This window comes from Sulfitobacter sp. S223, from assembly GCF_025143825.1.
In the GTDB taxonomy this organism is placed as follows: Bacteria; Pseudomonadota; Alphaproteobacteria; order Rhodobacterales; family Rhodobacteraceae; genus Sulfitobacter.
Map to the genome: position 1 here is coordinate 3,585,197 of NZ_CP083560.1, position 12,268 is coordinate 3,597,464.

At 56.5% G+C, this 12,268-nt stretch carries 12 protein-coding genes; 5 read left to right on the forward strand and 7 right to left on the reverse strand.

The window, feature by feature from the left end:
• The 3 genes from K3757_RS17075 to K3757_RS17085 form a co-directional block, all read right to left on the reverse strand.
• On the reverse strand, positions 1 to 573 hold the full coding sequence (locus K3757_RS17075; protein WP_259997462.1) for a helix-turn-helix domain-containing protein: 573 nt from the start codon (positions 571 to 573) through the stop codon (positions 1 to 3).
• Between the two features lie 97 nt (positions 574 to 670).
• Entirely contained in the window at positions 671 to 1,129 is a 459-nt protein-coding gene (locus tag K3757_RS17080) for a GAF domain-containing protein (protein WP_259997464.1), read from the reverse strand.
• A gap of 81 nt (positions 1,130 to 1,210) precedes the next feature.
• Positions 1,211 to 2,383, reverse strand: coding sequence for an acetyl-CoA C-acyltransferase (locus tag K3757_RS17085; protein WP_259997466.1), 1,173 nt, complete (start codon positions 2,381 to 2,383; stop codon positions 1,211 to 1,213).
• Positions 2,384 to 2,471: 88 nt separating this feature from the next.
• Here K3757_RS17085 and K3757_RS17090 point away from each other — a divergent pair, with 88 nt between their 5' ends.
• From K3757_RS17090 to K3757_RS17100, 3 genes are all read left to right on the forward strand, one after another.
• Complete coding sequence (locus tag K3757_RS17090) at positions 2,472 to 2,810, forward strand: STAS domain-containing protein (RefSeq protein ID WP_259997468.1); 339 nt, start codon at positions 2,472 to 2,474, stop codon at positions 2,808 to 2,810.
• A gap of 24 nt (positions 2,811 to 2,834) precedes the next feature.
• Positions 2,835 to 3,281 (forward strand): ATP-binding protein, encoded by a 447-nt coding sequence (locus K3757_RS17095; RefSeq protein WP_259997470.1) that lies wholly within the window; start codon positions 2,835 to 2,837, stop codon positions 3,279 to 3,281.
• Positions 3,282 to 3,544: 263 nt separating this feature from the next.
• Positions 3,545 to 5,122, forward strand: coding sequence for a gamma-glutamyltransferase family protein (locus tag K3757_RS17100; protein WP_259997472.1), 1,578 nt, complete (start codon positions 3,545 to 3,547; stop codon positions 5,120 to 5,122).
• A 41-nt stretch (positions 5,123 to 5,163) separates the two neighbouring features.
• Here the strand turns inward: K3757_RS17100 and hspQ are convergent, their stop codons facing one another.
• The gene (hspQ, locus tag K3757_RS17105; protein ID WP_259997474.1) at positions 5,164 to 5,490 is read right to left on the reverse strand and encodes a heat shock protein HspQ; all 327 of its coding nucleotides are present in this window, start codon (positions 5,488 to 5,490) and stop codon (positions 5,164 to 5,166) included.
• Positions 5,491 to 5,574: 84 nt separating this feature from the next.
• Here hspQ and K3757_RS17110 point away from each other — a divergent pair, with 84 nt between their 5' ends.
• The gene (locus K3757_RS17110) at positions 5,575 to 6,456 is read left to right on the forward strand and encodes an AEC family transporter (RefSeq protein ID WP_259997476.1); all 882 of its coding nucleotides are present in this window, start codon (positions 5,575 to 5,577) and stop codon (positions 6,454 to 6,456) included.
• Positions 6,457 to 6,532: 76 nt separating this feature from the next.
• On the forward strand, positions 6,533 to 7,117 hold the full coding sequence (locus K3757_RS17115) for a lytic transglycosylase (protein WP_259997478.1): 585 nt from the start codon (positions 6,533 to 6,535) through the stop codon (positions 7,115 to 7,117).
• A 74-nt stretch (positions 7,118 to 7,191) separates the two neighbouring features.
• Here the strand turns inward: K3757_RS17115 and K3757_RS17120 are convergent, their stop codons facing one another.
• From K3757_RS17120 to K3757_RS17130, 3 genes are all read right to left on the reverse strand, one after another.
• Positions 7,192 to 7,782: an outer membrane lipoprotein carrier protein LolA gene (locus K3757_RS17120; RefSeq protein ID WP_259997480.1), complete on the reverse strand. Its 591-nt coding sequence runs from the start codon at positions 7,780 to 7,782 to the stop codon at positions 7,192 to 7,194.
• A gap of 198 nt (positions 7,783 to 7,980) precedes the next feature.
• Entirely contained in the window at positions 7,981 to 11,013 is a 3,033-nt protein-coding gene (locus K3757_RS17125; protein ID WP_259997482.1) for a DNA translocase FtsK, read from the reverse strand.
• 12 nt (positions 11,014 to 11,025) lie between these two features.
• Positions 11,026 to 12,213 (reverse strand): aminotransferase class I/II-fold pyridoxal phosphate-dependent enzyme, encoded by a 1,188-nt coding sequence (locus K3757_RS17130; RefSeq protein WP_259997484.1) that lies wholly within the window; start codon positions 12,211 to 12,213, stop codon positions 11,026 to 11,028.
• Between the last annotated feature and the right edge of the window lie 55 nt (positions 12,214 to 12,268).

The window sequence follows — 12,268 nt, forward strand, 5'->3', positions numbered from 1 at the left end:
TCAATACACCGGCGGGGCGATGACCCAGATCGCCACAGCGGGGTCTGGCGTTGGGTTGGCCCACCGAAACGACTCTCCGCGAATGCGAAAGCTGTCGCCGGCGCACAGCATATGCGCAGTTCCATCAATCTCGATCTCAAGCGCGCCTGAAATCACGTAACCAACTTCTTGTGTTGGGCGGCTGACGGGTTCTTTGATTCGGCTGTGCGGTTGGAAAGTCGAATGGACGACCTCAAAGTCGTCTGTAAGGTCTGGTGACAGCAACTCTTCAACCAACCCCGCCACTGAGGAACCGATGGGCCTGCGCGCGGAGGCGCGCACAATATACCCAGCCTCCGCTGCCGGTGCTGATTCATGCCGGAACAGGATAGAGACAGGCACATCGAAATGGGCAGCGATCTGTCTAAGGTCAGTGATAGAGGGATCGGATTTGTCACGCTCGACTTGGCTCAGCCACCCTACCGAGCGCCCCAAAGCCTGCGCAGTTTGCGCCAACGTCAACCCGCGCGCCCGCCGCAAAGCGCGCAAGTCAGCGCCAAGCGTGTGGGACATTTGAGGCAGTTCGTGATGCATGGTTTCCCTGACAAGAACGCAGCTGAAAGCCACCCAGGTTTCGTGAACGCGGCGTGACTGACAAAATCCTGTCAAGACTTCGTGAAAAAATCCAGTATTATTTCACGAGATTGAAAGTTTCTTTCAGAATTTTTGTGAGCGCTTCTGCATCAGCCGCCGTAAAGGCATCCGGCTGGTTGCTGTCGATATCGAAAACACCCAGCAGTTCCCCCCCCGCTCCGAATACCGGAAGGACCAACTCGGACCTAGTGGAACTGGCACAGGCGATATGCCCCGGGAACGCGTCAACATCTGGCACAAGTTGCACTTCACCGGTGCGTGCAGCCGCACCACAAACCCCTCGCGAAAAAGGGATCACAAGGCATCCATGACCGCCCTGATAGGGGCCGATCTTAAGCATCTCAGGTGCAGTGACACGGTAGAAGCCGGTCCAGTCGAACCTTTCGTCACTATGATGCACTTCACAAGCAACGGTTGCCATTAGCGCCACGGCATCGTCCTCCCCTTCAGTCAGAGAAGCAATGGTTTTGGCAAGCGTGTCATAGTCCAGTGTCATAGGGGCACTTCATCTGTTGAAAGGCGGCCAGAGGCCGCCCTGAGTTGTTAATCAAAACTGCGCGTATTGGTCCGTTCGGGTTCAGACCCGTTCTATCGCGATCGCGGTGCCTTCTCCGCCGCCAATGCAAATAGCAGCAACACCGCGTTTGAGCCCGCGTTTTTCCAGTGCGTTCAGCAAGGTCACCATGATCCGGGCGCCAGAAGCACCGATGGGATGGCCAAGCGCACATGCACCGCCGTTCACATTTACCTTGTCATGGTCCAGCCCCATTTCATGCATGAATGCCAGCGGAACAACGGCAAAAGCCTCGTTCACTTCCCACAGGTCTACGTCCTCTTTCTTCCAGCCGATCCGCTCAAGCAGCTTTTGCGCGGCAGGAACGGGGGCAGTTGCGAAAAGGCCCGGTGCTTGGGCGTGGCTCGCGTGCCCGATCACATATGCTCTGACCGATAGGCCCTGAGCCTTCGCTGCCTCTTCGGACGCAAGCACAATGGCGGCCGCCCCATCAGAGATAGAAGACGAATTGGCGGCCGTAACAGTACCGCCTTCGCGGAACGCAGGCTTTAGTTGCGGGATTTTTTCCGGACGCGCGGTTTTGGGTTGCTCGTCTGCATCCAAAGTAACCGTGCCCTTGCGGGACACCACACTGACGGGGCTAATTTCATCGGCAAAGGCGCCGCTTTCCTGCGCTTCGAGCGCGCGGCTTAGCGATGCGAGCGCATAATCGTCCTGCACCTGACGTGTGAACTGATAAGTCTCTGCACAGTCTTCTGCAAAGGTGCCCATCAAGCGGCCTTTGTCATAGGCATCTTCCAAACCGTCCAGAAACATGTGGTCAATCACAGCGGCATGACCCAGCCGCGCGCCGCCGCGCATTTTGGGCAAGACGTACGGCGCGTTTGTCATGCTTTCCATGCCACCGGCAACCATGACTTCCGTGTGGCCCAATGCGATCTGATCGTAGCCGATCATCGCCGCTTTCATGCCACTGCCGCACATTTTGTTAAGTGTTGTGGCAGGAACTTCTTCACCCAGACCGGCCGCAAACCCTGCCTGACGCGCAGGCGCTTGCCCTTGACCAGCGGGCAGGACGCACCCCATCAGCACTTCTTCCACCACGGCAGGACCGGCACCATCCAGAGCAGCGCGGATAGCCGCACCGCCCAGTTGAGACGCCGTCATATCCGCAAAGGCGCCCTGAAAGCCGCCCATTGGTGTGCGTGATGCACCTGCTATCACCACTTTGCGCATATTTATTCTCCTTTTCCGTGGGTGCTTACTACTTCTTAGCGATTAGGTTCTAGGAAGGGGTCGCACGCAATGTTTGCAGGAATATATCATGGAACTTACCAGCTCAAAAGAACCAGGACTGCAGATTGTCACTGTTCAGGAACAGCGCATAGATGCTTCCGTGGCGTTGGCGTTCAAAGATCGCATGCGCCAGATCACCGAAGAGGGCACAGAACCGGTGCTTCTTGATCTCAATCATGTTCAATTTATCGATTCTAGCGGCCTAGGCGCGATTGTCGCAGCAATGAAGAATTTGGGGCCGGACAGGCGACTAATTCTGGCAGGGCTGACCACGACCGTTGAAAAGGTGTTCCGCCTGACAAGAATGGATAGCGTCTTTGGCGTCTTTTCCACGGTCGAAGAAGCCTTGGCGGAGATGAGGGCATGACCCCACCGCGACCGGGCCCATGCCGTGGCTGAGCAGCACAATTTCCACCCCTTCTCTATCGCAATTGCGGAATCACAGGACGCCGTGCGCGACGGGATTGCGCAGGCTATGTTACGGCTGGCCCCTCTGGGCCTTCCAAGAGACGCAGCAAGCTCTGTCGAACTTGTTCTTGCCGAAGCACTGAACAATACGATTGAACACGCTCTGCCGAGAGTAACGCGAAAGACGCAGATCGAAATCAGAGGTGACTACAAGACAGGTGTCTTGCACCTTACGATCATTGATCAGGGCAAACCGATGCCGAACGGGGCGGTGCCCACTGGGCCTGCGCCTAAACTGGATGTTGACATGTCCAATATACCAGAAGGCGGCTTTGGTTGGTATATGATCCATTCGCTAGCACGGAAAATAGAATACATGCGGGTCGGCAATACAAACCACCTGAATCTGCACTTCGATATCAAGCCATAGCTTGCTTTACCGTTTGGCACGACAAGGGCACGTCAATACCTTGCCATTGCCGCATCAGCATCACATTCCTGTCACTCTTGAAAGGCATAGATAGTTTTGTAGCTGCATATAGCTTCCCTCGGCGTCGCGTTTCATTGCCCCCACCCAGTACGCGGCGCCGGGGCACTAACCTCCCCCCAATCATACCCACGTCATTCGCATTGGCAGCCTTGCCTGAACACATTAGGCTGGGGGTGAACATATGATTAGGTGAGGTTTTTTCGATGCGTGACTTCCAATTTCCCGGCCGGTCGCCGGTTCTGGCAACGGGCGGCATGTGCGCCACATCCCATCCATTGGGCGCAAAAGCAGCCATTGACGTGCTGGAGCGGGGCGGCAACGCAATGGACGCTGCAATTGCAGGCGCGGTATTGCTGGGAATTTGCGAACCGCAGATGACTGGCATTGGCGGCGACTGCTTTGTCCTGTGGTCCGAAGGCGGCAGCGACAAAGTTCATGCACTTAATGGATCAGGGCGTTCGCCTGCTGCGCTGGATGCTGCCACGCTGCGCGATTCCGGAGAAACGGCTGTGCCGCTCCATTCCGCACATGCAGTCACGATACCAGGGGCAATTGATGCATTTTGCCATCTGTCGGAAACCGTTGGCAAACTGGGCCTTGATGCGCTGCTTGCACCAGCAATACGCTATGCGGATCAGGGTGTGGTCGTTGCGCCACGTGTTGCTTTTGACTGGGGCAACGATGCGGCGACGCTTCAAGGCTCTGCGCGGGATCACTTCCTCATGGGTGGCCAGCCTCCGAAAGCGGGCGATACATTTCGCGCGCCCGGTCAGGCAGAAGTCCTGCGGCGCATCGCAAAAGATGGTCGCGATGCCTTTTATACCGGTGAGGTCGCAGAGGATATGCTCTCCGCACTGAACGCATTGGGCGGCCTTCACACGGCCGAGGATTTTGCCGCTGTTTCCTGCACGCCAACGACACCCATCTCAGGCAGCTACAAAGACATCGAGGTGGTCGAGCATCCGCCGAACGGTCAGGGCGCGACAGCACTTCTTATGCTCAATATTCTGTCCCAGTTCGACATCGCCGGCATGGATCCATTGGGGGCGCAGCGGGTGCATATCGAGGCTGAAGCGACCAAGCTTGCTTATGATGCGCGCAACCGGTTCTTGGCAGATGCAGACTATGCCAGCCGCGCCGATTATATGCTGGAGATGGATACAGCCAAGCGGCTTGCAGCCCTGATTGATCCGTCCAAAGCTATGCAAAGCCCGGCGGCCCTGACTGAGGCCGTGCACAAAGACACGATTTACATCACTGTGGTAGATGGTGATGGCATGGCCGTTTCGCTGATCTATTCGATTTTCCACGGCTTTGGGTCCGGTATCGGCACGGACAAATTTGGCCTGCTTATGCAAAACCGCGGTGCCGGCTTCACGCTTGAAAAAGGCCACCCGAACGAACTTAAGGGCGGCAAACGCCCCATGCATACCATCATCCCTGGCATGATCCGCGAAGGTGGCCGTATCACGATGCCGTTTGGCGTGATGGGCGGCGCGTATCAGTGTTGCGGGCACGCCCGCTTCGCAACGAATCTGTCAGACTTCGGTATGGACCCGCAGGCGGCAATTGATGCGCCCCGTGCTTTCAGTGACAAAGGCGTCCTTAACGTCGAGCGTGGCTATTCCGATTCGGTCCGCTCAGAACTGTCAGATATGGGCCATGAGGTCGCAATCCCGCAAACTGCTATTGGCGGCGCACAGGCGATCAAAATCCACGAAAGCGGTGTGCTTGAAGGCGCATCAGATGCTCGTAAAGACGGCTGCGCACTTGGATTCTAAACAGATTTGCGGGGGCGTCTGTGGCGTCCCTGCAAGCCGGTTTAGTTCAGCTGGAAGTGGAGAGGGTAGGCGCCGTTTTCAAACGGGCCGAACAGATCTCCGATGTCGGGGTGATCGACCGGCTCACCCGAATAATCCGCGACTAGGTTCTGTTCGGAAACGTAGGCCACGTAGTAGCTTTGATCGTTTTCAGCAAGCAGATGATAGTATGGCTGCCCTTTGATAGGGCGGCTTTCTTCGGGGATCGATTCGTACCATTCTTCGGTATTTGCAAATTGGGGATCGACATCAAAAATGACCCCGCGAAACGGGTGCTTCTTATGACGGACTACCTGTCCCAAGTGATATTTTGCGCGCGTTCTGATCATAGCAATGCGCTCCCTACCCTTCGTTTCTACCCGAAACAAGGACATTTTGTCCAATCAACTCAGCTAAGTTAAAGGAAACAGTCTGTGAACTTGACGCTAACCGTACTGGAGATCGTCGCGCCCGTTTTTTTATTGGCTGCGGTTGGTTTTGGCTGGGTAAAGATGGGATTTGAGTACCGCATCAACTTTGTCACACAGTTGGCGATGACCCTTGCGATCCCTTGTTTGATCTTCACATCCTTGATGCAGACCCAGATTGATCCCGCGGCTCTGACAGCGCTGTCGCTTGCCACAGTCACGGCCTATCTGGTGCTTACGCTTGCGGCGACTGCTTTTGTTTGGGCCACCGGCCTGCACCGCAGAACCTATCTGGCACCGATGATTTTTGGCAATACCGGCAATCTTGGTCTCCCGCTTGCCTTGTTTGCCTTCGGCCCGGAGGGGCTCAGCTATGCTGTGGTGGTTTTTGCAATCATGGCAATCTGGACCTTCACCTTTGGAATATGGTTGGTGGCGGGGACAGGCAGCTTTGGCAAGGTCCTCCGTGAGCCGCTGGTATGGGCCACGCTGCTGGGTGGTGTCTTTTTGTGGCAAGACTGGCAGACACCGACATTTCTGACCAACACGCTTGAGCTGATAGGCCAGATGGCGATCCCCTTGATGTTGATTACTCTCGGCGTTGCCGTGGCCCGGCTCACCCCTGGAGGTATCGGGAGGGCCGTTTTGCTGTCGGTGATCAAGCTTGGCCTCTGCGTTGGAACCGCATGGCTTGCGGCAATGGCCTTTGATCTGGATCGGGTCGCCTTCGGGGTGCTGGTGTTACAGATCGCTACGCCTGTGGCTGTCACGTCTTATCTACTGGCGGAGAAGTATGGCGCTGATGCACAAGCCGTTGCAGGCCTTGTCGTTGTCTCAACCTTAATCTCGGTCGGCGCATTGCCGCTTCTTTTGGCGGTGTTATTGTAGGTTTTCTCTGTAAATCCGACCCTATCTACGCTATAGTTGTAAAAAATATAAAAACGACACTTGAGGCGATAGGCAGATGAAAAACCCCCTTCGCGCTATGATAATCGTGCTGCTGCTGGCAAGCTGTGGCGGCTCGTCCAGTAATCCGCCACGGGATCTGGACAACGCGTGCACGATTCTCAAACAGCGCCCCGAATATCACCGAGCGTTCAAAGCAGTTGAGCGTAAATGGGGCGTTCCCATCCACGTTCAGATGGCCACGATCCATCAGGAAAGCAAATTTGTCGGCGATGCCCGTACACCGTTCCGCTATGTTCTGGGTGTGATCCCGATGGGGCGCCAATCCAGCGCATACGGGTACAGTCAAGCGCTCGACGCTACTTGGGATGAATACCTGACCGCAGAGCGGCGCATGGGTGCCAAGCGCAACAGAATCAAAGACGCTACCGATTTCATGGGCTGGTATATGAACATCACCCGTCAGCGGAACGGCATCCCCCTATATGATGCCCGCAACCAGTATCTGGCCTACCATGAAGGCCACACTGGCTACAGTCGCGCCAGCTATAATAGTAAGCCGTGGCTTGTGGGCGTTGCTGGCAAGGTCGAAGCCCGGTCGCTGATGTATCGTGATCAGATTGCGGGATGCAGGCTCCGCTAAGGAAAATTCATTTAGCTAATAAAAAAAGGCGCGGACAGTTTCTTGTCCGCGCCTTTTTGCATTCATGGGCGTCGTTAACGACCACCCTTACTTGTATCGAATAGGCTGTTGGGCAGGCTTCCACCCTTTGTCAGGGCACCTAGGATAACAGTCGTCTGAGAGCCGTTCCCATCGTTGATTATCCACTGGCGCAGTTCCGGTGTCGGGCCTGTAAACTTCATCTGGATATTTCCATACTGCGGATTTTCCGGGTCTTGTGCCGTGACCGTGGTTGCCTTCCCGTCATAGGCATGGCCCGTGACCATCTTGGCCTGCCCAAGGTTCACATTACGCGCCAGAATGATGGATAGCGGCGTGCGCGACAGAGGGTATGTTTCTGGCGGCTGGTTGGACTTGGTATCGTAGATCACAACGGTATTGGATCCTGCGATCACAAGGCCCGTGTCGGGTGCGTTATACTCAAACCGTACGCGACCCGGACGTTTGATATAGATTGTACCTGTTGAGATGGTCCCGTCACCATTGATCTGGGTGAACTCGCCTTTGGCGGTTGTCAGGCCATTGAGATAGTTACTGATACTGCCCAGCGGCAGCTTGTCAGCCCATGCCCCTGTTGCAGCAAGGGCTAGAACCGCGCCCAGCGTAATGGTCTTCAGAAATCGCATATGGATCTTCCTGTGTTCGTTTATTTCGCGTCACCCTCAACATAGGCGGGCAAGCATTGATATGCGATATCAACTGCGCGGTTTGGGCATATGTTCCACCGTTTCCCCCTGAATGCGCGGTCATACGCCGCCTAGAAACACAAAATGGCCCTCCTCTGAGAAGGAGAGCCATTTCTACGAGGGTGCCAGCGGGGGAAGTTAGCCCTGTTCTGGCACAAGTATTTCACGTTTGCCGACATGGTTCGCCGGAGAGACAAGACCTTCATCTTCCATCTGCTCGACCAGTCGGGCGGCTTTGTTGTAGCCGATAGCAAGCTTACGCTGAATGTAGGAGGTGGAACATTTCCGGTCCCTGATCACCACCTGAACAGCCGTATCATAAAGCGCATCCTCGCCATCGGTGTTCCCACCTGTATTTAGGCCAAGCACCGTGTCGATATCTGCTTCTTTATCTTCAGGCGGGCCTTCGACCACACCAGATACATAGTCTGGTTCACCGAATTGCTTGAGGTGATTCACGATCTCCTCAACTTCCTCGTCGCTCACAAACGGGCCGTGGCAGCGCACGATCTTGGAACCGCCCGCCATATACAGCATATCACCCATGCCCAGCAGCTGCTCGGCGCCCATTTCACCCAGAATGGTGCGGCTGTCGATTTTGCTGGTAACCTGAAACGAAATCCGCGTCGGGAAGTTCGCCTTGATCGTGCCGGTGATAACGTCGACCGAAGGACGCTGCGTCGCCATGATCAGGTGGATACCAGAGGCACGCGCCATCTGCGCCAGACGCTGGATACAGGCTTCGATCTCTTTGCCTGCGACCATCATCAGGTCTGCCATCTCGTCCACGATCACGACGATATAGGGCAGTGCCACGGGGGTGTTTTCTTCTGTCTCGAAAATCGGCTCGCCGGTATCCTCGTCAAAACCGGTCTGAACCGTGCGGCTGAACATTTCGCCCTTGGCGAGCGCTTCTTTCACACGGCCATTGTAGCCTTCGATGTTCCGCACGCCCATCTTGGACATTTTGCGATAGCGGTCTTCCATCTCACCTACGGTCCATTTCAGGGCCACAAGCGCCTTCTTGGGGTCTGTCACAACCGGCGACAGCAGGTGCGGGATACCGTCATAAACGCTAAGTTCCAGCATTTTGGGATCGATCATGATCATCCGGCACTCTTGCGGCGTCAGCTTGTACAACAAGCTAAGGATCATGGTGTTGATCGCCACGGACTTACCCGAACCGGTGGTACCCGCGATCAATAGGTGGGGCATCTTGGCAAGGTTCGCCACTACTGGCTCCCCCCCGATATCCTTGCCCAGCGCAAGCGGCAGGTTCTGATTGCCATCGCCGAAATCACGGCTACTGAGAATTTCCCGCAGCACAACTTTCTCTCGGTTCTCGTTTGGCAGTTCGATCCCGATGACGGAACGACCTGGCACAGTCGATACACGCGCGGAAAGAGCCGCCATTGAACGGGCAATATCGTCTGCAAGGCCGATCACCCGCGACGCTTTGAGACCGGGCGCGGGCTCAAGCTCATACATGGTGACGACAGGACCGGGGCGCACGGCGACGATTTCGCCTTTAACGCCGTAGTCATCCAAGACCGTCTCAAGCATGCGCGCGTTCTCTTCCAACGCCTCGTCACTTAGGTGCAGGCGCGATACGCTGTCCGGGCTTTCCAAAAGGCTCAGCGGTGGCAGCTCAAACCCTGCATGTGTTTCGTCAAAAGACAGTGCTGGCTGCGCTTCGGCCTTGGCTTGTTTGCTTTGTGGAACGGGTTTTCGCATCATCGGCATCACAACGCGCTTCGGCTCTGCGACAGGAATCTGCGGCGCGGCAGCAACTGGTGCGACAACGGCCGGTTCATCATAAGCGGCCTCTTCCATCGCCTCCTGCTCAACAAAGATATTCGCTTCGTCTGCGGTGTAATCTTCGGTCAGGTCCTCCATCGGGCCGGCGTCGGCATAGTCGGGGGCTGGCGGCGCAGTTGGGATAGCGCGCGACGCAGCACTGGCGACCGCATTGGTGATGCGCGCAGTCAGTTGTGGTTCCGCCGGCAACGGCGCGGGGCTGCTATGCGCAGTCAACGGCGGCTCGGCGCGGCTTGTGTTCAGGATGAGCGGGTCCGGTCCACGACCGCGCCCACGTGTCAGAGGTGCCGTTGCGGGCACATGCACGGCGTTTGTTGTACGCACGCGGTTCTTGATAACGTCAGAAATCTTTGTCTTGATCCGGTCGGTGTCTGGTACATCGTCAACAACCGCATCTTGATATGGCTCGACCAGCTCCGGCTCTGGCATAGCGTCCGGACGTTTGATCAGGCCCGGCATGCGCGCCAACAATCCGCCTTTTGCGTGCGGAGCGGGCGCATGATCGCCGTTGTCGTCAGCCCAATGATCCTCAACTGGCGCTGCGCGGCTTGCAACAAGTGGTGACCCACGGGCAGCTGCCGGTGCAACTTGTGCTTGCGCACGCGCCTCAGCGGCAAGCTGCTCTGCTTCGGAGCGGCGATGTTCGCGGCGTTCCGACTGCTTTGCTTGTAGATTTTGCGCCATCCCGACCGCACCAGAGGCGCCACGCCCCAAAACGTTCATCAATGTGGCGTAGGCCATGATGGTCCCCACCAGCAAAAAGCGCGCAAACCGAGAAAGCTCGGATTTTGTGAAGCCAAGGACAAAAGCCCCCATTCCCAAGATCACCAGCCCCATCACCAGCGACATCAATTTGACCGTAAAGGTCGATCCGATCGGCAGCACCGTCAGGATAACGCCCATGACAGTATCACCGAACAGACCACCCAGACCAAAGCTATGCGTTTGCAACCATTCCGCGCCGGGGGTGAGTGTCGCGGCATAGATCGCACCAAAAGCTACGGCAATCGGCGCGAAAATCAGGCGACCCATGGCACGATCCTGTCCGCGATGCAGAGCAAAACGCGCGCCCCATACCAGCAAGACGATCGCCAAACCCCATGCACCCCAGCCCACAATCATGAACAGCGGCGCAGCGAGGGAGGCCCCCATCCGGCCAAGCCAGTTCTGCGCCGGAGCATCAGTGGCCAGCATCCAGTTGGGATCGTCGGGTGTGTAGCTGCCGATCATCATGGCGGCCATCACGCCCAGCACCACCAGCACTACGCCAAGCAATTCCTTGCCGCGCTTTTCAATCGCTTCCGCTGTGGTGCTATCTATCAGCGGTTCGCGCTGTCGTGTCTGATATGCCATAACTCGTCCCTCTTATACCGGATAAAGACAGTCACGGATGGCCATAAGGCCGCGCTCTGTCTCTTCTTTCGGGGCCACAAGGGCCACTCTTATATACTTTTTGCCAGGGTTCTCGGCGCCCGGCACATCCTGTGCCAGATACCCGCCGGGTAGCACTTTCACCCCTGTTTCGCGCCACAGCTTCACTGCTGCTTCTTCGTCATCCTCAACGGGCAACCACAGGAAAAATCCTGCTTCGGGGCTAGTATACCCGGCAACGTTGCCAAAGATGCGGTCGGCGATTTCGAATTTCTCTGCATAAAGCGCGCGATTTTCAATCACATGCGCTTCGTCGTCCCACACCGCCGCCGACGCAGCCTGAAGCGGCAGCGGCAAGGGTGCGCCAGAATAGTTGCGCAACAGCTTGATCTCACGGATCGAATCCACACCCGATGCCACAAAGCCTGACCGCAGACCCGGCAGATTAGAACGCTTGCTCAGGCTGTGAAAAATAACCACGCGGTTAAGGTCAGCACCCATATCATGTGCGACCTGAAGCGCGCCCACCGGTGCCACATCGCGATAAATCTCAGAGTAACATTCATCCGCGAAGATAAGAAAATCATGCTTTTCCGCCAAGCGGATCAGGTCTTCCCAATAGCTGCGGGTCGCGACAGAGCCCTGAGGGTTGGCTGGCGAACAGATATAGACAGCAACGGTACGATCCAGCGTTGCCGCGTCCACAGCCTGAAAATCTGGCAAATGGCCTGTGGCTTCGGTTGCGTTGACCATAACCGGATCACAGCCGCCCGAAATCGCACCGATCATGTAGACCTGATAGAAGGGGTTCGGCATCAAGATTGCCGGCTTCTGGCCGTTCTTCGTCTCGGGGCACAAAGCGATCACTGCATTATACAGCCCCTCACGCGTGCCGTTGAGCGCCATCACCTGCGTGTCCACATCCACTGGCACGCCGTAGCGGCGGTTGATCCATCCAGCAATTGCGCCGCGCAGCGCGGGCGAGCCGTCATTAGGCGGATAGCTGTTAAATCCCGCAGCGTTCTCTACGATCACGTCTGTAACCCAAGCCGGAAACGCATGTTTCGGCTCGCCTATGGTCATCTGGATCAGCGGACCACCCCCCTCGTGCACGTCTAAGAGAGCACGCAAACGGGGCCACGCATGAGCAGGAAGGTTCGAAAACCGCTCAGGAAAATTCATCAAAACTGCCTCGGATCGGGATCGTTATCGCCCCGTTTGTTACAAGGTAGCTTAA

What these genes read in the sequence shown, in the direction of transcription:
- K3757_RS17080 (WP_259997464.1), bottom strand. Translation starts at nt 1,129, where the DNA reads ATGACACTGGACTATGACACGCTTGCCAAAACCATTGCTTCTCTGACT.
- K3757_RS17115 (WP_259997478.1), top strand. Translation starts at nt 6,533, where the DNA reads ATGAAAAACCCCCTTCGCGCTATGATAATCGTGCTGCTGCTGGCAAGC.
- K3757_RS17120 (WP_259997480.1), bottom strand. Translation starts at nt 7,782, where the DNA reads ATGCGATTTCTGAAGACCATTACGCTGGGCGCGGTTCTAGCCCTTGCT.
- K3757_RS17125 (WP_259997482.1), bottom strand. Translation starts at nt 11,013, where the DNA reads ATGGCATATCAGACACGACAGCGCGAACCGCTGATAGATAGCACCACA.
- K3757_RS17085 (WP_259997466.1), bottom strand. Translation starts at nt 2,383, where the DNA reads ATGCGCAAAGTGGTGATAGCAGGTGCATCACGCACACCAATGGGCGGC.
- K3757_RS17130 (WP_259997484.1), bottom strand. Translation starts at nt 12,213, where the DNA reads ATGAATTTTCCTGAGCGGTTTTCGAACCTTCCTGCTCATGCGTGGCCC.
- K3757_RS17090 (WP_259997468.1), top strand. Translation starts at nt 2,472, where the DNA reads ATGGAACTTACCAGCTCAAAAGAACCAGGACTGCAGATTGTCACTGTT.
- K3757_RS17100 (WP_259997472.1), top strand. Translation starts at nt 3,545, where the DNA reads ATGCGTGACTTCCAATTTCCCGGCCGGTCGCCGGTTCTGGCAACGGGC.
- K3757_RS17075 (WP_259997462.1), bottom strand. Translation starts at nt 573, where the DNA reads ATGCATCACGAACTGCCTCAAATGTCCCACACGCTTGGCGCTGACTTG.
- hspQ (WP_259997474.1), bottom strand. Translation starts at nt 5,490, where the DNA reads ATGATCAGAACGCGCGCAAAATATCACTTGGGACAGGTAGTCCGTCAT.